This is a genomic window from Pseudomonas sp. GW822-FHT02E03 (assembly GCF_058802325.1).
The window spans coordinates 110,784-134,598 of sequence record NZ_JBXAOA010000006.1; the positions used below are offsets into that span (position 1 = coordinate 110,784).

17 protein-coding genes are annotated in these 23,815 nt (G+C 59.4%); 12 read left to right on the forward strand and 5 right to left on the reverse strand.

Annotation, left to right across the window (positions count from 1 at the left end; genetic code table 11):
- The first annotated feature begins 42 nt into the window (after positions 1–42).
- From AC1RQB_RS06930 to AC1RQB_RS06945, 4 genes are all read left to right on the forward strand, one after another.
- Positions 43–204 (forward strand): hypothetical protein, encoded by a 162-nt coding sequence (locus AC1RQB_RS06930; protein ID WP_157893823.1) that lies wholly within the window; start codon positions 43–45, stop codon positions 202–204.
- A 409-nt stretch (positions 205–613) separates the two neighbouring features.
- The gene (locus AC1RQB_RS06935; protein ID WP_310650425.1) at positions 614–1,012 is read left to right on the forward strand and encodes a hypothetical protein; all 399 of its coding nucleotides are present in this window, start codon (positions 614–616) and stop codon (positions 1,010–1,012) included.
- A gap of 365 nt (positions 1,013–1,377) precedes the next feature.
- Positions 1,378–1,701 carry a hypothetical protein gene (locus AC1RQB_RS06940; RefSeq protein WP_063341781.1) on the forward strand — a complete coding sequence of 108 codons (324 nt, stop codon included), beginning with the start codon at positions 1,378–1,380 and terminating at the stop codon, positions 1,699–1,701.
- Between the two features lie 230 nt (positions 1,702–1,931).
- Positions 1,932–2,768: a 23S rRNA (adenine(2030)-N(6))-methyltransferase RlmJ gene (locus AC1RQB_RS06945; RefSeq protein ID WP_050681744.1), complete on the forward strand. Its 837-nt coding sequence runs from the start codon at positions 1,932–1,934 to the stop codon at positions 2,766–2,768.
- A gap of 83 nt (positions 2,769–2,851) precedes the next feature.
- Here the strand turns inward: AC1RQB_RS06945 and msrA are convergent, their stop codons facing one another.
- From msrA to aceE, 5 genes are all read right to left on the reverse strand, one after another.
- Entirely contained in the window at positions 2,852–3,499 is a 648-nt protein-coding gene (msrA, locus tag AC1RQB_RS06950; protein WP_007903246.1) for a peptide-methionine (S)-S-oxide reductase MsrA, read from the reverse strand.
- 208 nt (positions 3,500–3,707) lie between these two features.
- The gene (locus tag AC1RQB_RS06955) at positions 3,708–6,401 is read right to left on the reverse strand and encodes a sensor domain-containing phosphodiesterase (protein ID WP_063341780.1); all 2,694 of its coding nucleotides are present in this window, start codon (positions 6,399–6,401) and stop codon (positions 3,708–3,710) included.
- Positions 6,402–6,637: 236 nt separating this feature from the next.
- The gene (locus AC1RQB_RS06960; protein WP_063341779.1) at positions 6,638–8,032 is read right to left on the reverse strand and encodes an alkaline phosphatase D family protein; all 1,395 of its coding nucleotides are present in this window, start codon (positions 8,030–8,032) and stop codon (positions 6,638–6,640) included.
- 283 nt (positions 8,033–8,315) lie between these two features.
- On the reverse strand, positions 8,316–10,283 hold the full coding sequence (gene aceF / locus AC1RQB_RS06965) for a dihydrolipoyllysine-residue acetyltransferase (RefSeq protein WP_063341778.1): 1,968 nt from the start codon (positions 10,281–10,283) through the stop codon (positions 8,316–8,318).
- Between the two features lie 11 nt (positions 10,284–10,294).
- The gene (gene aceE / locus AC1RQB_RS06970; protein ID WP_008074616.1) at positions 10,295–12,940 is read right to left on the reverse strand and encodes a pyruvate dehydrogenase (acetyl-transferring), homodimeric type; all 2,646 of its coding nucleotides are present in this window, start codon (positions 12,938–12,940) and stop codon (positions 10,295–10,297) included.
- A gap of 384 nt (positions 12,941–13,324) precedes the next feature.
- Between aceE and glnE the strand changes: the two genes are divergently transcribed.
- The 8 genes from glnE (at position 13,325) to AC1RQB_RS07010 (ending at position 23,539) form a co-directional block, all read left to right on the forward strand.
- A complete protein-coding gene (gene glnE, locus AC1RQB_RS06975) occupies positions 13,325–16,264 on the forward strand; it encodes a bifunctional [glutamate--ammonia ligase]-adenylyl-L-tyrosine phosphorylase/[glutamate--ammonia-ligase] adenylyltransferase (RefSeq protein ID WP_063341777.1) in 2,940 nt (979 codons plus the stop codon).
- Between the two features lie 316 nt (positions 16,265–16,580).
- Entirely contained in the window at positions 16,581–17,615 is a 1,035-nt protein-coding gene (waaF, locus tag AC1RQB_RS06980; protein WP_063341776.1) for a lipopolysaccharide heptosyltransferase II, read from the forward strand.
- A 1-nt stretch (position 17,616) separates the two neighbouring features.
- Entirely contained in the window at positions 17,617–18,678 is a 1,062-nt protein-coding gene (gene waaC, locus AC1RQB_RS06985) for a lipopolysaccharide heptosyltransferase I (protein ID WP_008074629.1), read from the forward strand.
- The gene (locus AC1RQB_RS06990; protein ID WP_063341775.1) at positions 18,678–19,799 is read left to right on the forward strand and encodes a glycosyltransferase family 4 protein; all 1,122 of its coding nucleotides are present in this window, start codon (positions 18,678–18,680) and stop codon (positions 19,797–19,799) included. Before waaC ends, AC1RQB_RS06990 begins: the two co-directional genes overlap by 1 nt.
- A complete protein-coding gene (rfaP, locus tag AC1RQB_RS06995) occupies positions 19,799–20,605 on the forward strand; it encodes a lipopolysaccharide core heptose(I) kinase RfaP (protein WP_063341774.1) in 807 nt (268 codons plus the stop codon). Before AC1RQB_RS06990 ends, rfaP begins: the two co-directional genes overlap by 1 nt.
- Positions 20,605–21,339: a lipopolysaccharide kinase InaA family protein gene (locus AC1RQB_RS07000; protein WP_063341773.1), complete on the forward strand. Its 735-nt coding sequence runs from the start codon at positions 20,605–20,607 to the stop codon at positions 21,337–21,339. Before rfaP ends, AC1RQB_RS07000 begins: the two co-directional genes overlap by 1 nt.
- Positions 21,336–22,088: a lipopolysaccharide kinase InaA family protein gene (locus tag AC1RQB_RS07005; RefSeq protein ID WP_063341772.1), complete on the forward strand. Its 753-nt coding sequence runs from the start codon at positions 21,336–21,338 to the stop codon at positions 22,086–22,088. Before AC1RQB_RS07000 ends, AC1RQB_RS07005 begins: the two co-directional genes overlap by 4 nt.
- On the forward strand, positions 22,088–23,539 hold the full coding sequence (locus AC1RQB_RS07010) for a lipopolysaccharide kinase InaA family protein (RefSeq protein ID WP_063341771.1): 1,452 nt from the start codon (positions 22,088–22,090) through the stop codon (positions 23,537–23,539). Before AC1RQB_RS07005 ends, AC1RQB_RS07010 begins: the two co-directional genes overlap by 1 nt.
- Positions 23,540–23,815: the final 276 nt, after the last annotated feature.

Here is a 23,815-nt window from a genome sequence, read left to right on the forward strand (position 1 = left end):
ATATTGCTGTGTTGGTGATGAGGTGTTTTTGCGAAAGATTTTATGTCTGAAAATATAACGAGGGAATTAATTCTCCAATGGGCATATGACGACATTGTCATCGATTTGTATGAAAGTGGCGATGATGGCGATGCTGCAATTTTCCAAAGTGAAGTAATGAGTGTTTTGGGTGCAAAAGGATTGTTGGAGTTGGCCGCCGATTAAAAATGCCCGAGTAGATTGTATTTTGCTGGATTGCTATCGAGCTATTTCTTGTGGATGTTTAGGCGTGGCACTAAGTTGCCGTTCCATTTCTCCCGATTCCGCGGAATTATGTCGAGAGAGGACTACAGGCAAGAAGTCATGAAGCGCGAAGACGAGATTTATGAACTTTGTTTGGTTCTAGATAGCATGCGAATTATTAAAGATCCTGCGATTCAGTCTCTATATAATCAGATTCTCGACTTTAGACATGACCAAAGTGAAAGTGGTTCTAGGTTCTACTATGAGTGTTGTTCTAGGCTGGATCTTAAATTATTTGAATAGTAGTGGTATTTGGGTGTGTCGCTTTTTTTGTGCGGCATGGCAGTATGTCGGCTATTTTTAGGGGTAGGGGATGTTGCGAAGTCCATTTGTGGATGAAGAGTTTGACGCAGGGCTAATGTGGTTCATTGGTCGATTTGATGTGTATGATCGAGAAGAAACGCTTGGTGCAGAGCTTGTGATTTACAATCCTAATGATAAATTTGATAGAGCGGAACTTATTAAAAGGTATGCTTTGGATTTAGGGTGTATTTCTTATAGGCATAAGCTTGTGTTGGTAGAGTCCCTGGCGAATAAACTTGGTGATAGAAATTATGATTTCCAAAGTTTGTTCGATATTGATGAGGGCGAAGCAGCCAGTTGGCCTCGTGGAGAGTGGTACGAATTGGAGAGCCCTCGGGAATTTCTTCAACATGTCTACACGCTGGCGCGAGAGGTTTGGAAAGAGGAGCTGCTCAAGGCGAGCCTGGAAGATCGAACGACTTGGTGAAGGAAGCAAATGTCCTGATAAGTCGCTGGCAGCGAAATTTCTGGGCAAGGTCGTCGGAAGTTTCCTTCAAGATGTAGCGGTTTCCATGAACTGGTGAACGCTGGGTTACAGGGATAGTCTTTCGCTGTCATCGCGGAAGCGGTGGCAGGGTGTAGGAACCCTTACTCCAATGTGCATCAGCGCTGTCGGTTGATTGCGGCACTTTAATAGTGTCCGTAACATCGTTCGCGGCGGCTGTGTGCGGGACACGCTTCGGCGTGGCTGAGTTGGAGTACCTCAGTTTCCTACTCCCGCGCACGGCTGCCACCCAAACCCGTAGGAAAGGTCGTTGGCAGCTTCAAACGTACTCTAAGGATGTTCAAAAAATGACGACGCTAACCCCCGATCCACCCTACGAAAAAATAATCCCTCATCCCGAAAACCGCTTCATGGCATTGACCGGCAACTGCAACGATATGCCCACCCTGTTCGTCGATACCCACGCGCCGCTCGATGTTTTATACGACGCTGCCAACTATCGAATTCGCGCCGTTACGCAGGTGCTTGAGAACATGTCGATGCGCGGTTCAGTCGAGTGCGAATCCTTCATTCTCAGCGACTTTGCCTTGCTCTGCGCCATTCCATTGCGCGATGGCTGTGATGTGCTGGATGTGATTGGGCGGCGGTTGCGGGCTCGGCCTTCGGAGTAAGGCTGCTGCAAGATCGTTCCCACGCTCTGCGTGGGAATGCAGCCGTGACGCTCTGCGTCACATCGGTGTCAGGCGCGAATTCGATTGCGTGGCTGGAACGCGGAGCGTCCCTTGAGGCATTCCCACGCGGGAGCGTGGGAACGATCAGCGTGCAGAGTAGCCGCTCAGCCACCAACCCCTGACGTTCTGCGCCGTACAAGGTAAACTTCCCGGCCTTCGCAGGAGCAATCATGAATTATCGTCACGCCTTCCATGCCGGCAATCACGCCGATGTGTTCAAACACCTGACTTTGACCCGCCTCATCGCCCTGATGTCGCGCAAGGAGCAGCCGTTTGCCTATCTCGACACCCACGCCGGTATTGGTCTGTATGACCTGCAGGGCGATCAGGCGAGCCGTACCGGTGAGTACCTGGAAGGGATCGCGCGGTTGTGGGATCAGCCGGATTTGCCGGCGCTGACTGCCGATTACATGAAGGTGCTGCACGACATGAACCCGGATGGCCAGTTGCGCTATTACCCGGGGTCGCCGGAGTTGGCGCGGCGTCTGACGCGGCCGCAGGATCGGCTGATGCTCAACGAGAAGCACCCCGAAGACGGCTTGCTGCTCAAGGACAACATGGCCGGTGATCGTCGGGTGAAGGTGCATTTGGGCGAAGGCTGGCATGTGCCGCGGGCGATGTTGCCGGTGCAGGAGAAGCGGGCGGTGATGTTGATTGATCCGCCGTTCGAGCAGCTTGATGAGATGCAGCGTTGTGCGGCGTCGTTGAAAGAAGCGATTGGCCGGATGCGCCAGACGGTGGCGGCGATTTGGTACCCGGTGAAGGATCAGCGCATGTTGCGTCGGTTCTATCAGGATTTGGCGGGTACGGGCGCGCCGAAGTTGTTGCGGGTTGAGTTGCTGGTGCATCCGCTGGATACGCCCAATAGCTTGAATGGTTCGGGGTTGGCGATTGCTAATCCGCCGTGGGGGCTGGAAGAGGAATTGCGTGAGTTGCTGCCGTGGTTGTCCAAGAAGCTTGGGCAGACCCAGGGTGGATGGCAGATGGATTGGTTGATTGCTGAGTAGCAGCTGCAAGTTTCAAGCTACAAGCTGCAAGTTAAAGCTGCGAGCACAGGGCTTGCAGCTTGAGGCTTGCAGCTTGTCACTGCTTATATAGGGCAGGTCACGCCTGTACCGCCAATCCCGCAATACCCTTCAGGGTTCTTGGCCAGGTACTGTTGGTGATACGCCTCGGCGAAGTAGAACGTCGGGGCTTCTTCGATTTCGGTGGTGATGGTGCCTTTGCCAGCCTTGGTCAGCTCGGCCTGGAACACTTGCTCGCTGTGCTTGGCGGCGGCCAACTGAGCCGGGTTGGTGGCGTAGATCACCGAGCGGTACTGGGTGCCGATGTCATTGCCCTGGCGCATGCCCTGGGTCGGGTTGTGCAGTTCCCAGAACATCTTCAGCAATTCTTCATAGCTGACTTTTGCCGGCTCGTAGACCACCAGTACCACTTCGCTGTGGCCGGTCAGGCCCGAGCAGACTTCTTCATACGTCGGGTTCGGGGTAAAGCCGCCGGCGTAACCCACCGCCGTGCTGACCACGCCTTCGCGCTGCCAGAACTTGCGCTCCGCGCCCCAGAAGCAGCCCAGGCCGAAGATTGCGAAATCCACGTCCATCGCGAACGGGCCCAGCAGCGGGGCGTCGTGGACGAAGTGTTTTTCCGGCACGGTCATTGGGGTTTCGCGGCCAGGCAGAGCTTGTTCTTTAGTCGGGAGCACGTTTTTGTTCACCAGGATTTCCGAGCGCAGAACCATGATCAGTCCTCTCAGTCAGGTTGAGATGTAAATAGACAGACCACCAGTGTGCCCAATGATGCCAAGTTAATCACTACCCCTGTGGGAGCGGGCTTGCTCACGAAGGCGGCGTGTCAGGCAACAATGATGTCGACTGTCACACCGCTTTCGCGAGCAAGCCCGCTCCCACAGGGTTTTGTGTCCAGGCAGAAAGAGCATTCAGCCTTATTCAGGCGATCGGACCACGCGGGTAGCGTTTGAGCTTTTCGATCAGCTCGGAACCCGGTATCGGTCGGTCGAACAGGTAGCCCTGGCCGACGTCGCAGCGGTGGCGGCGCAAGAACGCAAGCTGCTCGGCCGTCTCGATGCCTTCAGCCACGACCTTGAGTTTCAGGTTGTGGGCCATGGCGATCACCGCGGAGGTGATTTCCATGTCGTCCTGGTTGTCCGGGATTTCGTGGATGAAGCTTCGATCAATCTTGATGATGTCGATCGGGAATTTTTTCAAATAACTGAGCGACGAGTAACCGGTGCCGAAGTCGTCCATGGCCAGGGTCAGGCCCAGACGCTTGAGCTGGTCGAGCTGCAAGTGGGTGTCTTCGGTGGCTTCCAGCAGCAGGCCTTCGGTCAGCTCCAGCTCCAGCAGGTTCGCCGGCAGCTCTTCTTCCTTGAGGATGTTGGCGATGGACGCTACCAGGTCCGGGTCGGAGAACTGTTTGGGCGACAGGTTGATCGCCACTTGCAGATTACCCAAGCCGGCGGCGGTCAGTTCTTTGCTCATGCGGCAGGCCTGGCGGGCGATCCATTTGCCGATCGGGATGATCAGCCCGGTTTCTTCGGCAACGCTGATGAACTGGTCCGGGCGGATCATGCCTTTTTCCGGATGGTTCCAGCGCAGCAGCGCTTCCATCCCCAGCAGGCGACCGCTGCGCAGGCACAGCTTGGGTTGGTAGAACACGTCCAGCTCGTTCTGGGTCAGGGCGCGGCGCAGGTTGTTTTCGACGAACAGTTTGTAGCTGGCTTCTGCATTCAGCGCTTCGGTGAATACCTGCACCTGGTGTTTGCCGTTGGCCTTGGCCTTGTGCAGTGCCAGGCCGGCGTTGCGCATCAGCGTCTGAGGGTCGCGACCATGCAGCGGCGCGCAGGCCAGGCCCACGGAGCCGGTGACGCTGATCAACTGGTTGTCGACGAACATCGGCTTGTCGAGGGTTGCCAGCAATTGGTTGGCGACCTGTTGGCCAGTCGAGAGGTCAGTATCGTCCAGCAGCACGGCGAATTCGTTACTGGCGAAGCGCGCCAGACTGCCGCTCGGGCTCAGGCTGTTGCGCAAGCGCCGGGCCAGGCTGATCAGCAGTTTGTCGCCGGTCTGGTGGCCGAGGCTGTCGTTGATCCGCTTGAAGTTGTCGATGTCCACCAGCAGCAGGCTGATCGGCGTGTCGCTGTCTCGGGCGAAGCGTTCGTCGAGGTTGCGGATGAACGCCGGGCGGTTGCCGAGGTTGGTCAGATTGTCGGTGTAAGCCAGGCGCTCGATGCGCTGCTGGGCGAGCTTGGTCTGGGTGATGTCTTCGTAGATGCCGATGTAGTGCGTCAGCTCACGGTTGTCGCCGTAGACCTTGGAAATCGACAGCTGGCCCCAGTAGGGTTCGAGGTTTTTGCGCCGGCTCTTGAACTCGCCCTGCCAGCTGTTGCTCTTGGCCAGCGCCGACGGCGCGTCGAACAACAGTTCGCTGAGGTTTTCCAGTGCCGGCAGTTCCGACAGCCGCTGGCCGTGGACTTCCTCGGTGGAGTACTGGGTGATCGCCGTGAAGCTCGGGTTGACGTACTCCACCACGCCGTCGCAATTGACCAGCAGAAAGGCGTTGGCGCTTTGCTCTACCGCACGTTGGAACAGGTGCAGGGCGCTGGTGGCGGTGCGGCGGTTGTGGTTGTTGATGACCTGGGCGAACTGATCGGCCAGCTCGCCGGCAAAGGCGATTTCGTCCGACTGCCAGGCGCGGGTCGCACCGATCTGCTCCAGGCAGAGCACGCCGACCACTTGGCCGTCGACGCGGATGCTGGCATCGAGCATGGCGTTGACATCGCGCGGGCGCAGGCTCTCGGCTATTTCCCGGGTGCGCGGGTCGCGCATGGCGTTGTGGGCGTCGATGGCACGGCCGGTGTGCAAGGCTTCGAGGTAATCGGGGAAACCACTGGCATCGATCGGCTCCGGCAGTCGGTGATTGCGGGTGGCGCGGTGATAGGCCGAGATCGGCGTCAGTAGTGAGCCGTCGAGGTTCCACAGGCTGGCGCAGTCGATTTCATAGATATCGCAGGCACTGCGGGTGATCAGCTCGGCGGCTTCTTGCAAGGAATTGTTGGTGCTGTAGCGCTGGCGGGTCAGCAGCAGAATCAGATCTTGCTGGGCGCGCACCCGGTCCAGGTGCTGCAGTTGTTCCTGCTGGGCGCGTTGATTGAGTTCAAGGGCGATTTGCAGGCGTGAGTTCTGGGTTTCCAGATCCAGTACCGGCAGCAGCGGCTCATCGATGAACAGGCCGTCCACTACCATCAGATAGCCGCGCAGCAGGTGTCGATTGTGTTGTTTGTAAGCTTCGCCCAGTTCCAGCAGGCTCAGTACGCCTGCGGCGGTGTGCAAAGTGTAGCGGATCAGGTAATGCGGGCTTTCGGTGAGTTGCTGCTGGATCGTGTCATGCAGTTGATAGCGCGCTTCGGGCTCCATCAGGCTGGCGTAAGGCGAGCCGACCAGGGCGCAGAGCTCCACTGCCGGCAAGCCGAACTGTCGTTCGCAATTGGGGTCGAGAAACAGCAGCGCCCAGCTTGGTTCATTCAGCCGTTCGAAACGCAGCATGCCGAGCCGCGAGGGCACTGGCAACTGCGTCACTACCTCGGCCACCATACGGCTGGCGGCATCGGGTTGGCTCTTCATATGGAGGGAAACTCGCTTCGAATATGCTGATCGCGCCGGGCTCTCGCCCTCTTTACTGTTGTCTGCGGCAAGGTTGCATCATTGCGACACCGACTGACAAGAGACATGAAGGCCAAGTGCTATAAGAATATGTCGGCAGGCGCGAAGATTTCTCCAGCGAGGGGCCTGAAAGTAATGTTGTGAGTCAAAAGATCGCAGCCTTCGGCAGCTCCTGCAGGCTGCGATCTTTTCCGCAATCAACGCAATTTTATGGTTATCGACTGCAGTTGCTTGCCATCCCGATCGTGATAATTGACGCGGACCTGTTCAGCATCGACGACCAGATGCGCGAAGTTATCCTGGCTGATCACTTCACTGCTCAGCTCATGCCGATAATCCCCCGCGGCCGTTCGGGCCAACGCCTGGTCGAGGATGAAGGTCGATGCCTTGGCATACGGCAGCAGTTTGCTGTTGTACAGCGGTGAAGACACGATGGTGTGAACTTCAAAATCCGGGTCGGCGCTGTGAGTCAGACGACTGGTCAGTGAGCCGTGGACATCGCCGGAAATGAACAAGACGTTTTTGATGCCGTGCGTACGAATCGTCTCCAGCAGCCGTAGTCGTTGTTCCGGGAAGGCTTTCCAGGCGTCATCGCCGTTAAGTTTGCGGTCGGGGTAGAACATGACGCTGGTGACCACGAATTTGACCCGGGCCGTACTGTTGATTAGCCATTTGAGCAGCGCCTGTTCCTGTTCTTCATCAAGGATGCGCCGGTCGTTGGTCGACAGATTGCGTCGGGTTCGGCTGTCGGTGATAAACCATTCGATATCGCCATCGGAGAATTGATACCAATACTGTTGCAGTTTCTTGCTTACTTGCCCGTTGGCAAGCAACTCATAAGCAGGGCTGTGGCTGGCTTGATATAACTCATACGCCGCCATGGCGTTTTCGTATAAGTAAGCATCGGCCTTGTTTTCATTGGCAGGCCAGTTGTCTTCAATTTCATGGTCATCGAGGATCATGTAAGTCGGCACGCCGGACATTAACTTCGAGATATGCGGCTGAGAAAAAGCGGTGCGGTATTTGCTGAGGATGTCTTTGTATTCCCGGTCGGGAGCCACGAGGTTCAGGTCATCGACGTAGATTTGGTCGCCAGTCATCAGCATGGCGCTGATCGGCGGCTCGGCGCGTTCCGCCAGGCTTGTGATCGAGGCAAAGATCCGATCGCCCAAATGTGGAGCGAACGCAATGCCGGCGGTAATTCGCAGGTAACGACATGAGCCTGCGATATAGGCCCGTGGCGTGGTGGTTTTGCTGGGCTGCGTGCGAAAGCGGTAGATCTCCCGAGGCCATTGCAGCGGCAGTTCCTGGATCGTCTCCACGGTATGCACCGGGCTCATGGGGCTGAACCAGCCCGCCTGATATTCATAGGCGGTATCGGTAGCCAGATCGTTGAGGGCAATCACGTCGGACATGTCGCGCAAGATGGTCAGTTTTGCAAATACGCCTTTGGACCAGTGCTCCTCGCCGGCGCGTCGATAACGGATACCTGCAAATACCAAGGCGTTGTTCTGTGAATTACCGCGCAAGAAAATACGGGTGTGATTAGTTGTGGTGTGGCCAATAATCGGGCCGACAGTCGGTTTGAACATGTTCGAATCCATTCGAAGTAATGCTAACTAAGCAGATTGGGGGGTCGAAGTTTCTATTGGAGATTCTCCTAACTAAGCCTAGTTATTGGCGCGCAAAAAATATCGGGCGGAAGTGGACTCGAGTTGTAGGCGGTGTAAGCCATGAGTGTAGGAATAAGGTGCAGAGGAGGGCTTTCTTCAGGGCAAAAAAAGCCCCGCCAAATTGGCGGGGTTGAGGTACGAGCGTGGCGCTCGGAAAACATGGAACACGACAGGCCCTCCGGTGAGGGAGGGCCGGCCAGTGTTACAGCAGGATGGTGCGGATGTCCGCCAGCAGGTCGCTCAGACGCTTGGTGAAGCGTGCAGCAGCGGCGCCGTTGATCACACGGTGATCGTAGGACAGCGACAGCGGCAGCATCAGTTTCGGCTGGAAGGCTTTGCCGTCCCAGACTGGCTGGATGGTTGCCTTGGAAACACCGAGGATCGCCACTTCCGGCGCGTTGACGATCGGCGTGAAGCCGGTGCCGCCAATGTGGCCGAGGCTGGAAATGGTGAAGCAGGCGCCTTGCATGTCGTCAGCGGTGAGCTTTTTGTCGCGGGCTTTGGCGGCCAGCGCAGCGGCTTCGGCTGCCAGTTGCAACAGGCTCTTCTGGTCGACGTTCTTGATGACCGGTACCAGCAGGCCTTCAGGGGTGTCGACCGCGAAGCCGATGTTCACGTACTTCTTGCGGATGATCGCCTTGCCGCTTGGCGCCAGCGAACTGTTGAAGTCCGGCAGTTCCTTGAGCAGGTGCGCGCAGGATTTGAGCAGCAGCGGCAGGATGGTCAGCTTGACGCCAGCCTTCTCTGCAACAGCTTTCTGAGCAATACGGAACGCTTCCAGCTCGGTGATATCAGCCGAATCGAACTGAGTCACGTGAGGAATGTTCAGCCAGCTGCGATGCAGGCTCGACGCGCCGATTTGCATCAGGCGAGTCATCGGCACTTCTTCGATTTCACCGAAGCGGCTGAAGTCCACGACCGGAATCGGCGGGATGCCCGCGCCGCCGGTTGCACCAGCTGCAGCGGTCGGTGCTTCCTTGGCCTTCTGCATCATGGCTTTGACGTAAACCTGCACGTCTTCTTTCAGGATGCGACCGTGCGGACCGCTGGCGCCAACGGCGCTCAGCTCGACGCCGAATTCGCGGGCCAGTTGGCGAACAGCCGGGCCTGCGTGAACCTTGGCGCCTGGCTTGGCCGGGGCAGCAACAGGTGCGGCCGGTGCCGGAGCAGCAGGTGCAGCAGCGGCTGGAGCAGGAGCAGGAGCGCTCGGAGCAGCAGCGGCTGGAGCCGGAGCCGCAGCAGGTGCCGCGCCTTTGACTTTCAGCTTCAGGATCAGGTCGCCGGTACCGACTTCGTCATCCAGCTTGATGGAAACGCTTTCCACCACGCCGGCGGCAGGCGATGGAATTTCCATGCTCGCCTTGTCGGATTCCAGAGTGATCAGCGACTGGTCGGCGACGACGGTGTCGCCAGCCTTGACCAGCACTTCGATGATCTTGGCCTTGCCCGCCGAACCGATGTCCGGGACGTGAATGTCCTGGACAGTGTCGGCAACCGGAGCCGCCGGAGCCGCAGCGGCTGGCGCTGGAGCCGCGGCAGCAGGCGCAGCAGCCTGGGCTGGAGCGGCCGCGGCCGGTGCAGCAGCACCCGCCACTTCCAGGTCCAGAATCAGGTCGCCGGTGCCGACTTCGTCGTTGAGCTTGACGCTGATGGCCTTGACCACGCCAGCGGCAGGCGATGGAATTTCCATGCTGGCCTTGTCGGATTCCAGGGTGATCAGAGACTGATCAGCCTCGACGGTGTCGCCGACCTTGACCTGGATCTCGATGATCTGGGCCTTGCCCGACGAACCGATGTCCGGCACGTGTACTTGCTGAACGCTGGCAGCAGCAGGCGCTGCGGCTGGAGCGGCCGGCGCTTTGGCGGCAGCCGGCGCAGCTTCAGCCTTGGCAGCTGGCGCTGCGGCTGCGGCAGCCGCAGGAGCCGGCGCAGCGGCACCTTCGACTTCCAGTTCCAGCAGCTCGTCGCCTTCTTTCAGGCGATCGCCCAGCTTCACTTTCAGGCTCTTGATGATACCGGCCTTTGGCGCAGGCACTTCCATGCTCGCCTTGTCCGACTCAAGTGTCAGGATGCTCTGGTCGGCTTCGATACGGTCGCCGACCTTCACAAACAGTTCAATTACTTCACCTTCACCGCTGCCGATGTCAGGTACGCGAATGAGTTCGCTCACAGAGTGTCTCCTCAGCAGTCCAGTGGGTTGCGTTTTTCCGGGTTGATGCCGAACTTGGCGATGGCTTCAGCCACCACTTTAGGTTCGATGTCACCACGGTCAGCCAAGGCTTCCAGGGCTGCCAACACCACGAAATGACGGTCGACTTCGAAGAAGTGACGCAGCTTCTTGCGGCTGTCACTGCGGCCGAAACCATCGGTGCCCAGGACTTTGAATTCCTTGGACGGGACCCACTGACGAATTTGCTCAGCGAACAGCTTCATGTAGTCGGTAGAGGCGATGACCGGACCTTTACGGCCGTTCAGGCACTCTTCCACATAGCTCAGCTTAGGCTTCTGGCCCGGGTGCAGACGGTTGGTGCGCTCAACGGCCAGGCCGTCGCGACGCAGTTCGTTGAAGCTGGTAACGCTCCACACGTCGGCGCCGACGTTGAACTCTTCACGCAGGATCTTCGCCGCTTCACGGACTTCACGCAGGATGGTGCCGGAGCCCATCAGCTGAACGTGATGCGCCGCTTCGCGGGTGTCTTCCTCGAGCAGGTACATGCCTTTCTTGATGCCTTCTTCGGCACCGGCCGGCATGGCTGGCTGCTGGTAGGACTCGTTCATTACGGTGATGTAGTAGAAGACGTCCTGTTGCTCTTCGGTCATCTTCTTCATGCCGTCCTGAATGATCACCGCCAGCTCGTAGCCGTAGGTTGGATCGTAGGTGCGGCAGTTCGGGATGGTGGCAGCCAGGATGTGGCTGTGACCGTCTTCGTGTTGCAGGCCTTCGCCGTTCAGCGTGGTCCGGCCGGCGGTGCCACCGATCAGGAAGCCACGGGTGCGGCTGTCGCCAGCGGCCCAGGCCAGGTCGCCGATACGCTGGAAGCCGAACATCGAGTAGAAGATGTAGAACGGCAGCATTGGCTGGTTGTGGCTGGAGTACGAAGTACCGGCAGCGATGAAGGAGCTCATGGCGCCCGCTTCGTTGATGCCTTCTTCGAGGATCTGACCTTTCTGGTCTTCCTTGTAGAACATCACCTGGTCTTTATCGACTGGCTCGTAGAGCTGGCCGACGGACGAGTAGATGCCCAACTGACGGAACATGCCTTCCATACCGAAGGTACGGGCTTCGTCCGGGATGATCGGTACGATGCGCGGACCGATTTCCTTGTCCTTGACCAGTTGCGCGAGGATCCGCACGAAGGCCATGGTGGTGGAAATTTCACGGTCGCCCGAGCCGTCCAGGATAGCCTTGAGGGTGTCCAGTGGCGGGGTTGGAATGTTGAAGCTCTTGGCGCGACGCTGAGGCACGAAACCGCCCAGTGCGGTACGGCGCTCGCTCAGGTAGCGGGCTTCGGCGCTGCCTTCTTCCGGTTTGAAGAACGGCAGGTTTTCGAGTTCGTCGTCTTTGACCGGGATATCGAAACGATCGCGGAACAACTTCAGGCTGTCGACATCGACTTTCTTGGTGTTGTGCGCAGTGTTTTTCGCTTCGCCGGCACCGGTGCCATAACCCTTGATGGTTTTGGCCAGGATGACGGTCGGTTGTTCTTTGTGGTTGACCGCTTCGTGGTACGCCGCGTAGACCTTGTACGGGTCGTGGCCGCCACGGTTGAGCTTCCAGATCTCGTCGTCGGACAAGTCTGCAACCATCGCCTTGAGTTCTGGCGTGTTGAAGAAGTGTTCACGCACGAACGCGCCGTCTTTGGCTTTGTAGTTCTGGTACTCGCCGTCGATGACTTCGTCCATGCGGCGTTGCAGGATACCGTCGACGTCTTTGGCCAGCAGTGGGTCCCAGAAACGGCCCCAGATGACTTTGGTCACGTTCCACTGAGCACCGCGGAACACGCCTTCGAGTTCCTGGATGATTTTGCCGTTGCCGCGAACCGGGCCGTCGAGGCGCTGCAGGTTGCAGTTGATGACGAAGATCAGGTTGTCCAGCTTCTCGCGGCCGGCCAGGGAGATCGCGCCCAGGGATTCCGGCTCGTCGCACTCGCCGTCGCCCAGGAAGCACCAGACTTTCTGTTTGCCCGGCTGGATGAAGCCACGGTGTTCCAGGTACTTCATGAAGCGAGCCTGGTAGATCGCCTGGATCGGACCCAGACCCATGGATACGGTCGGGAACTGCCAGAAGTCAGGCATCAGCCAAGGGTGCGGGTAGGACGACAGGCCCTGACCGTCGACTTCCTGGCGGAAGTTGTTCATCTGGTCTTCGGTGATGCGGCCTTCCATGAATGCACGGGCGTAGACGCCTGGCGAGGTGTGGCCCTGGAAGTAGATCAGGTCGCCGCCGTGTTCGTCGCTCGGAGCCTGGAAGAAGTAGTTGAAGCCGATGTCATACAGGGTCGCACTGGAGGCGAAGCTGGAGATGTGACCACCCAGGTCAGAATCTTTCAGGTTCGTACGCATTACCATGGCCATCGCGTTCCAGCGTACCAACGAGCGAATGCGGCGTTCCATGAACAGGTCGCCAGGCATGCGTGCTTCGTGGGTAACGGGGATCGTGTTGCGGTACGGCGTAGTGATGGCGTAAGGGAGCTGCGAGCCGCTACGGGTCGCGAGTTCACCCATACGGGTCATCAGATAGTGAGCACGGTCTTCGCCTTCTTTGTCGAGAACCGATTCCAGGGCGTCCAGCCATTCCTGGGTTTCGACGGGATCGAGGTCTTGCATGGCTTGCTCCAGGGCGGAAAGGCTTCCAGAATCGGTTGCCTGAGTTTGCGACTGGCCTTGTGGGCAGACGATATAAATTCTTGGATTGCCGAGAGGTATGTTCCGGCGGCGTGTAGTTTTACTACAAATCATCGGGCATTTCAGCCTTTCGAATGTATAGACGAGTAGTAAAACTACAGAAGATCGGCTTGTAGCCTCCGGCTGCGTTGTGAGAATAATCGTTAAGGTTGGTCTTTTGCCAACCAAAAAAGGTGAAGGCTTGATGAACGCTGCCAAAAATAAACAAATTTCAGCTATTTCTAACCTTTGTTCGACAGTCGGTCAGGTAGCGCATTTTCACGAATCACTACATGCAGCCCTTCACACGCCGATCAAGGATAGACCATGAGCCTCCCTTCGCTTGCCGAACTGCCCGGCGTACTCCTGCCCTTTGTCACCCGTGCCGAGCAGTCGTTCCGTGCGGCCGTCGCGGCGCTTGCCGATGATCATGGCCTGTCTGCCTGGACGCCTGAGCGCTGGGCGCAATTTGCCCGCGTCACCGCGGCCAGCGACTTTGTCATTGAACAGAGTGTGCGTGACCCTTTGATGTTGCTGGAACTGGTGCAGTCCGGCGAGCTGGATCGCGCCTTTGCCCCGGGCGAGTTGTGCGCACAGATTGCGACGGCGGTGAGCAGTGCCGAAACCGACGACCAACTTGGCCGCGCCCTGCGTCGCCAGCGCGCACGCCAGCAAGTGCGGATCATCTGGCGCGACCTGACCCGCCAGGCTGATCTGATCCAGACCTGCCGCGACCTCTCGGACATGGCCGATGCCAGCATCGATCAGGCCTATCAGTGGTTGTATCAGCGCCATTGCCAGCAATTCGGCACGCCTACCGGGCGGCGCAGCGGCGAACCGCAAGAGATGGTCATTCTCGGTATGGGCAAGCTCGGCGCCGTGGAACTGAATCTGTCGTCGGACATCGACCTGATCTTCGCCTACCCCGAGGGCGGCGAAACCGTGGGTGTGAAGCGGTCGCTGGATAACCAGGAATTTTTCATTCGCCTCGGTCAGCGTCTGATCAAGGCCCTGGACCCGATGACCGTCGACGGTTTCGTGTTCCGCGTCGACATGCGCTTGCGGCCTTACGGTTCGTCCGGTGCGCTGGTGCTGAGCTTCAATGCGCTGGAGCAGTATTACCAGGATCAGGGCCGCGACTGGGAACGCTACGCGATGATCAAATCGCGCGTGGTGGCCGGCGATCAAGTGGCGGGGGCGCAATTGCAAGAAATGCTGCGCCCGTTCGTTTACCGGCGTTACCTGGACTTCTCGGCCATCGAAGCGCTGCGCACCATGAAGCAGCTGATCCAGCAGGAAGTCCGGCGCAAGGGTATGGCCGACAATATCAAGCTGGGTTCCGGCGGCATTCGTGAAGTCGAATTTATCGCCCAGGCCTTCCAGCTGATTCACGGTGGCCGCGACCTGAGCCTGCAGCAGCGTCCTCTATTAAAAGTACTGAGCACCCTCGAAGGTCAGGGTTACCTGCCAGCGGCGGTGGTCAGCGAATTGCGCGAAGCCTACGAATTTCTGCGTTACACCGAGCACGCGATCCAGGCGATTGCCGACCGTCAGACCCAGATGCTGCCGGATGGCGAACAGGATCAGGCGCGCATTGCCTTTATGCTCGGGTTTGCCAACTGGACGGCATTCCACGAACAGCTGATGTACTGGCGTGGCCGGGTGGCTTGGCACTTTGCTCAGGTGATTGCAGATCCTGATGAAGAGGACGGCGCCGAGAGCGAAGTGGTGGTCGGCGGGGAATGGCTGCCGCTGTGGGAGGAGGCGCAGGACGAGGAGGCCGCGTGCCGGCAGTTGGAAGAGGGTGGTTTCGCCGACGCCTCCAAGGCGCTGAAAGCCTTGGCCAGTCTGCGCGGCAGCCCCCAATTGCGCGCCATGCAGCGCCTGGGGCGGGAACGCCTCGATGCTTTTATTCCGCGCTTGCTGGCTCAGGCTGTGGAACATGCCAATCCCGATCTGGTGCTGGAGCGGGTGCTGCCGCTGGTGGAAGCTGTCGCGCGTCGTTCCGCCTATCTGGTGTTGTTGACCGAGAACCCCGGGGCCCTGCGCCGCCTGCTGACGCTGTGCGCCGCGAGCCCATGGATTGCCGAGCAGATCACGCGCTTTCCGCTGCTGCTCGACGAATTGCTCAACGAAGGCCGGTTGTTCAAGCCGCCGCTGGCGCCGGAATTGGCCGCTGAATTGCGCGAGCGTCTGACGCGGATTCCCGAAGATGACCTCGAACAACAAATGGAAGCCCTGCGGCATTTCAAACTGGCGCACCGCTTGCGCGTCGCTGCCTCGGAAATCGCCGGCAGCCTGCCCTTGATGAAGGTCAGTGATTACCTGACCTGGCTTGCCGAGGCGATCCTCGAACAAGTGCTGGCCCTGGCCTGGCGCCAGACCGTGGCCAAGTACGGCGCGCCGCTGCGCACCGACGGCAGCTTGTGCGACCCTGGTTTCATCATTGTCGGTTATGGGAAAGTCGGCGGTCTGGAGCTGGGGCATAGTTCGGACCTGGATCTGGTGTTCATCCACGACGGCGATCCGCAGGCGGAAACCGACGGGCCGAAGCCCATCGACGGCGCACAGTTCTTTACCCGGCTCGGGCAGCGCATCATTCATTTGCTGACGGCGCAGACCAACTCCGGCCAGCTGTATGAAGTGGACATGCGCCTGCGGCCGTCCGGTGCGTCTGGTTTGCTGGTGAGTTCCCTGGGGGCGTTTGCCCGGTATCAGGAAAACGAAGCGTGGACCTGGGAACACCAGGCGCTGGTGCGGGCGCGGGTGCTGGTGGGCAGTCAGGATGTCGGCCAGGCCTTCGAGAAGGTTCGCGCCGCAGTATTGGCCAAGCCGCGGGACCTGCCGACCTTGCGCCAGGAGGTCAGCGAAATGCGCGCCAAGATGCGCGATAATCTGGGCAGCAAGAGCACTGCGGCGGGCACCGCGGCAAATGCCTTCGAGGCCACGGCGCCGTTCGATCTCAAGCAGGACGCCGGAGGTATCGTCGATATTGAATTTATGGTGCAATACGCGGCTCTGGCATGGTCTGAAGCGCATCCGTCATTGCTGCGCTACACCGACAATATCCGCATTCTAGAAGGGTTGGAGGAGGTCGGGCTGATGCCCGCCGAAGACGCCAGCCTGTTGCGTGAAGCCTATAAGGCCTTCCGCTCCGCCGCTCACCGGGAGGCCTTGCAGAAGGACGCCGGTGTAATACCGGGCGACCAGTTCGTGGATGAACGACAGCAGGTCATGCGGATCTGGCGCGAACTGGGGTTAAGCTGAACAGGCAACGAGATTCAAATGTGGGAGCGGGCTTTTGTGGCGAGGGAGCTTGCTCCCGCTGGAGTGCGAAGCGCTCCCGAACCAGCTTGTGCGGTCTGTCAGTGAGAATGCGGTGGCAAGTTTTGGGGCTGCTGCGCAGCCCAGCGGGAGCAAGCTCCCTCGCCACAGGGGGTTATGCTGACTGACATGAATGTGTATTAAATTGATCCGACGAGCCCCAATCGGCTCGTCCAAATGACCTGACGGTTCACCCCGAAGGTGCTGGATTCTCGAGGCGGGGAGGCGTATGCCTCCCCGGCTCGTTTTTGGAAACCACATGAAAATTCTGATCGTTGGGCCCAGTTGGGTCGGTGACATGGTGATGGCGCAGACACTTTTTCAGTGTCTCAAGCAGCGCCACCCGCAGTGCGAAATCGACGTGCTGGCCCCCGAGTGGAGCCGGCCGATTCTCGAGCGCATGCCCGAAGTACGCCAGGCCTTGAGCTTCCCGCTCGGCCACGGCGTGCTGGAACTGGCGACGCGTCGGCGCATCGGTAAATCCCTGGCCGGTCAGTACGACCAGGCCATCCTGCTGCCCAATTCCCTGAAGTCGGCGCTGGTGCCATTTTTCGCTGGCATCCCGAAACGCACCGGCTGGCGTGGCGAATTCCGCTACGGTCTGCTCAATGACGTGCGCACGCTCGACAAAGAACGTTACCCGCTGATGATCGAACGCTTCATGGCCCTGGCCATTGAGCCCGGCGTCGAGTTGCCGAAGCCGTATCCACGGCCGAGCCTGCAGATCGACCCGGTGACCCGCGACGGCGCGCTGGCCAAGTTCGGTCTGGCCCTCGACCGTCCGGTGTTGGCGCTGTGCCCTGGTGCCGAGTTCGGCGAGTCCAAGCGCTGGCCGTCCGAGCACTACGCCAAGGTCGCCGAAGCGAAGATCCGTGAAGGCTGGCAGGTCTGGCTGTTCGGCTCGAAAAACGATCATGCGGTGGGCGAAGACATTCGTGCGCGGCTGATTCCGGGGTTGCGTGAAGAGTCAGTGAACCTCAGTGGCGACACGTCCCTGGCCGAGGCCATCGATCTGTTGTCTTGCGCCGATGCGGTGGTCTCCAACGACTCCGGCCTGATGCACGTGGCTGCCGCGCTGAACCGCCCGTTGGTGGCGGTGTACGGCTCGACGTCGCCGGGTTTCACACCACCGTTGGCCGAGCACGTCGAGATCGTGCGCCTGGGCATCGAATGCAGTCCGTGCTTCGATCGCACCTGCCGTTTCGGTCATTACAATTGCTTGCGCCAACTCATGCCCAAAGCGGTGAACGAAGCCTTGCAGCGGTTGCTGGGCACTGTGGTCGAGGTCAAATAGTTTGCGGGTACTGTTGATCAAGACTTCTTCGCTGGGCGATGTAATTCACGCGTTGCCAGCGTTGACCGACGCGGCGCGGGCGATCCCCGGCATCACGTTCGACTGGGTGGTGGAAGAAGGCTTCGCCGAGATTCCGACCTGGCACCCGGCCGTGGGCAAGGTGATTCCGGTGGCGATCCGTCGCTGGCGCAAGAACATCTGGCAGACCATCAAGAGTGGCGAGTGGAAGCGCTTCAAGCAAAGCATTCGCGCGACCAAATATGACTTGGTGATCGATGCCCAGGGCTTGCTGAAAAGCGCGTTGCTGACTCGCTACGCCAAAGCACCAGTGGCCGGGCTGGACAAAAACTCGGCCCGCGAACCCATCGCTGCGCGCTTCTATTCCCGACGTCTGGCCGTGGCCCGTGGGCAGCACGCGGTAGAGCGAGTGCGCCAGCTGTTCGCAGTGGCACTTGGTTACGACCTGCCTAAGGGGCTGGGCGACTATGGCCTGAACGTCGAACGACTGGTGGAATTGCCGCGCAAGAATCCGTACGTGGTGTTTCTCCATGGCACCACGTGGGACACCAAGCACTGGCCCGAAGCCTATTGGCGCGAGTTGGCCGAGCGTGTGGGTTACCTTGGCGTAGCGGTCAAGCTGCCGTGGGGTAATCCGGTCGAAAAGGCCCGCGCCGAGCGCATCGCCAAAGATATGAGGCATGTCGAGGTGCTGCCCAAACTGAACCTGGCGGGTGTCGGCAAAGTCCTGGCCGGAGCGCAAGCCTGCGTAGCGGTGGACACCGGTCTCGGTCACCTGGCTGCGGCGCTGGACGTGCCGACCCTGTCGCTGTTCGGCCCGACCAACCCGGGCCTGACCGGGGCGTACGGCAAGTCGCAGATTCACATGGCCAGCGACTTCCCTTGCGCACCGTGCCTGCAAAAGAAATGCACCTATCAACCGACGGCCGACGATGCCCGTCGGTTCGACCTGAAACGCGAGTGGCCCCTGTGCTTCACGCGTCTGAATCCCGAGCGTGTCGCGAGCCGACTGAGCACGTTGTTACTGGCTGAGGAGCTGCGCTGATGCAATTGGCATTTGTCCTGTACAAGTACTTTCCCTTTGGGGGCTTACAGCGCGACTTCATGCGCATCGCCCTGGAGTGTCAGCAACGCGGTCATCAGATTCGTGTCTATACGCTGATCTGGGAAGGCGACGTTCCGCCGGGTTTCGAAGTACTGGTGGCACCGGTCAAGGCGTTCTTCAATCATCGACGCAACGAGAAGCTCACTGAGTGGATGGAGGCCGATCTGGCCAAGCGTCCGGTGGACCGCCTGATCGGTTTCAACAAGATGCCGGGCCTGGACGTTTACTACGCTGCCGACGGCTGCTTCGAAGACAAGGCGCAAAACCTGCGCAACTCGCTGTACCGTCGTTGGGGCCGCTACCGGCACTTCGCCGAGTACGAGCGCGCGGTGTTCGCCAAGGACGCCAAAACCGAAGTGCTGATGATTTCCGAAGTCCAGCAGCCGCTGTTCATCAAGCATTACGACACGCCGCTTGCGCGTTTCCATTTACTGCCGCCGGGTATCTCCCAGGACCGTCGCGCGCCGGCCAATGCGGCCCAGATTCGGGCTGAATTTCGTCAAGAGTTCAATCTCAAGGATGACGATTTGCTGCTGGTGCAGATCGGCTCCGGGTTCAAGACCAAAGGCGTGGACCGCAGCCTCAAGGCGCTGGCCGCGCTGCCCGCCGAGCTGAAAAAACGCACCCGGCTGTTTGTAATTGGCCAGGACGACCCCAAAGTATTCCAGCTGCAGAGCGCCACTTTGGGCCTGGGCGACAACGTGACGTTCCTCAAGGGCCGCAGCGATATCCCGCGTTTCCTGCTCGGTGCCGATCTGTTGATCCACCCGGCGTACAACGAAAACACCGGGACGGTGCTGCTTGAAGCGGTGGTGGCCGGCTTGCCGGTGCTGGTGAGCGCAGTGTGCGGCTATGCCCATTACATCGCCGAGGCCGATGCAGGCCTGGTGCTGGACGAACCCTTCGATCAGGCGCAACTGACGCAATACCTGACCGGCATGTTGAATGACGCAAATGCACGGGCGGCGTGGAGCCGCAACGGTCTGGCTTTCGCCGAGACGGCCGACCTCTACAGCATGCCGCAGCACGCGGCCGATGTGATTCTGGCGGAGCACGCTTAATGAAGTTGATGCTGGCTGAACCGTTCAAGAGCCTCTGGGCCGGGCGCGATCCGTTCGCCGAAGTCGAGGGCCTCAAGGGCGAGGTGTACCGCGAGCTTGAAGCGCGCCGGACACTGCGAACTGAAGTGGACGGTCACGGGTTCTTCGTGAAAATCCACCGTGGCATCGGCTGGGGCGAGATTTTCAAAAACCTGCTGACCGCCAAGCTGCCAGTGCTTGGCGCGGGCCAGGAGTGGAAGGCCATTCAGCGCCTGCAAGAAGTCGGCGTGCCGACCATGACCGCTGTCGCTTACGGCGAAAAGGGCAGCAACCCGGCGGACCAGCATTCGTTCATCGTCACGCAAGAGCTGGCGCCCACCGTCAGCCTCGAAGATTTCAGCATCGACTGGGTCAAGCAACCGCCCGAGCCAAAACTCAAGCGCGCCTTGATCGCCGAGGTCGCGCGCATGACCGGCATGATGCACCGCGCCGGGGTCAACCACCGCGACTGCTACATCTGCCACTTCCTGCTGCACACTGATAAACCAGTGACAGCCGACGACTTCAAGCTGTCGGTGATCGATCTGCACCGTGCCCAGACGCGTCCGACGATTACCCAACGCTGGCGTAACAAGGATTTGGCGGCGCTGTATTTTTCGGCGCTCGACATTGGCCTGACCCGTCGCGACAAACTGCGTTTCCTCAAGGGGTACTTCCAACAGCCCCTGCGCCAGATTCTGGCTGAAGAAGCGCGACTGTTGGCATGGCTCGAAGGCAAGGCCAACAAGCTCTATGAGCGTAAGCAGCGATACGGGGATGCGCTCTGATGTCGGGTTGGACACTGGAACCTGCTTACAGCGATCTGGCAGAAGACTTCGGCAGTCTTGACGCGGTGTTCGCGCTCGAAGGCGAGCGACTGACCCGTGATCCACTGTCCGAGGTCATTCGCGTCCAGCGCAATGGCGTCAATTATTACGTCAAGCGCTACACCGGCGCAGGTAAAGGCCTGCGCCGTTACCTGGGCAAGCCGCGGGTGAAAGCCGAATGGCAGAACCTCAAGCGTTTCGCCAAATGGGGCATTCCCACCGCCGAAGTAGTGGCCTGGGGGCTGGAACGGCGCGGCGCGGCATACAATCGTGGGGCGATGATCACGCGCGAGCTGCCCAATACCGAAGACTTGTCGGCCCTGGCAGGTCGGCATGATCCGAAACTGGCGGACCGCGCCTGGGTCGACAACATCAGTCGGCAGCTGGCGGGCTATACCCGGACCATGCACCATCATCGTTTTACCCACAATGATTTGAAATGGCGCAACCTGCTGATCGACGATGAGGCGCGGCTGTTTCTGATCGACTGCCCCAACGGTGATTTCTGGCGCGGCTTCTGGCTCAAGTACCGGATCACCAAGGACCTGGCGTGTCTGGACAAAGTGGCCAAATATCATCTGTCGGCCACCCAGCGCCTGCGCTTCTATCTGCAATACCGCCAAAGCACCCGGCTCGATGCCGCCGACAAGAAACGGATTCGGCACGTGGTGAGATTTTTCGAGGGACGCGAATGACTGATTTTCTGGCTGCTGAAGACCGTGCGCTGCTTGAGCGTCATGGCCTCGGCACCTTCGACGCACTCTGGGCCAAACAGCTCGAGGCGGTGGATGAACCCAATACCGTCGGTGGTGGCTGGAGCAGTGTATTTCGGCTAGAGCTGGAAGGTCATGGTTACTACCTCAAGCGCCAGTGCAACTACCTGACCCGTACATTGCATTCTCCCTTTGGCGAGCCGAGTTTTGCCCGTGAGTTTCGCACCATCAGGCGTTATCAGAAACTGGGCATTCCGGCGTTGCAGGCGGCGTTCTTCGGTGAGCGCAAAGTCGGCGGCGAAGTCCGGGCGATTCTGCTTACCCGTGCGCTGGACGGTTGGGATGATCTGGATTCACTGTTGCAGCGCTGGTCCGACCTGAGCGTGGCGCAGCACACGGCAATTCTGAAAGCCTGTGGGCAACTGGCGCGACGCCTGCATGAGGAGCGTCAACTGCACGGGTGCTTCTATCCCAAGCATATTTTTCTCCAGGCCACCGGTGACGGTTACCAGGCTCAGTTGATCGACCTGGAAAAAACCCGGCCATTGCTGTTTGGCCAACGTGATCGGGTCAAGGACCTGGAGCCGTTGCTGCGTCGGGCGTCGGAATGGAGCGAAAGTCAGCTGCGCGAGTTGTTGGCGGCTTATCTGGATCAACCCTTGAACAGTTCGCTGGTGGACAGTTGGGTATCGCGCCTGAGTGCGCGGCGCAGTCACAAGGAGGCGCGTTGATGCGTTTGTCCGAACTGAAACATGCGGGCCGCAGCCCAGGCCTGCCTCTAAGCATTCCACTGGCCGATGCCGCAGGGGCTGCAGAGTTGCAACTGCTGAGCCTGCTGCGGGTGTTGCCAGGGCAGCGTTATGTGGGCGCCGGCGTCTGGCGCGGCCGGCCAGTGCTGGCCAAATTGCTGGTTGGCGCTAAAGCGGCGCGGCATTTTCAGCGTGAGCTGGACGGCGTGCGTTTGCTCGCTGCTCAGGGGCTGACCACGCCGTTGTTATTGGCTGATGGCCTGAAGGACGGCGAGGGCGGCTGGCTGTTGTTCGATTTCCTTGAGGGCGCTGAGAGCCTGGGAGACGCCTGGAAACAGGTCGAACACTTGCCAGTGCTGGCGGATGAACAATCAGCTGTGCTGGCCGAGGCGTTGGGTGCGATCGCGCATCTGCACAGCAAAGGCCTGTGGCAGGAAGATCTGCATCTGGACAACTTGCTGCGCCATGGCGGTCAGTTGTATTTGATCGATGGTGCCGGCATCTGTGCCGAGACGGCTGGCAAGCCACTGTCGCAGCACAAAGTCCTGGAAAACCTCGGGGTGTTTTTCGCCCAGTTGCCCAAATCGCTGGAACCCTTCACCGAAGAATTGCTGGTGTATTACTTGTTGGGAAACGGCGAGCATGCCTTGCCCATGGAAGCGTTGCAGAAGCAGATCGACAAGGTCCGTCGCTGGCGTTTGAAGGATTTCCTGATCAAGGTCGGCCGCGAATGCACGTTGTTCTGCGTCCAGCGCGGGGCGTTCGGCTTGCGGGCGATTCGCCGTGAAGAAGAGGCGGCGATGTTGCCGGTGCTGGAGCAGGCTGATGCCTTGCTCGATCAAGGCCATCTGTACAAGACCGGCGGCGCCGCGAGCGTCGGCAAGGTCGAAGTGGCGGGTCGCACATTGCTGGTCAAACGCTACAACATCAAGGGCTTTGCCCATTGGCTCAAACGTTTCTGGCGCCCGAGCCGCGCCTGGCACTCATGGCGTGAAGGCAATCGCCTGGCATTCCTGGGCATCGCCACGCCCAAGCCACTGGCATTGTTGGAGAAGCGTTTTCTCTGGCTGCGCAGCCGGGCGTACCTGGTGACCGAATATTTGCCGGGGCCGGACATCATCGAGCGCTTCGCACCCTACGTGGAAAGCGGCGAAGCGCCGCAAGCCGAGCTTCAGGCCCTGGATCACCTGTTCGCGGAGCTGATTCGCGAGCGCATCAGCCATGGCGATTTCAAGGGCCATAACCTGTTCTGGCAGCAGGATCGCTGGGCGCTGATCGATCTGGATTCGATGTGTCAGCATAGCTCGGTCAGTAGCTTTGCCCCGGCGTATGCGCGGGATCGGGCGCGGTTCATGCGCAATTGGCCCGAGAGTAGTGCGTTGTATCGGGTGATTGATCAGCGATTGCCCAAAGATATCTCTAGCGCTGCCTGAATCGGGGCTTCGCCCCTTTCGCGAGCAAGCCCGCTCCCACAGTGGTTCTCGGTCGTACACAAAGTTTGTGTTCAACATAAACCTAATGTGGGAGCGGGCTTGCTCGCGAAGAGGCCGGAACTGTCAGCCGAGTCACTCGGTGAGGAAACCCTCGGCACGGTTTCCTTGCCCTATGCGATTTACCGGCAGGCAACCGACGGCAATATCAGGATTTACGGGCGTCCGGGTCGCGGATAAGCGAAGGCGAACGCGTGGGCTCGACGTCATCTTCACGGT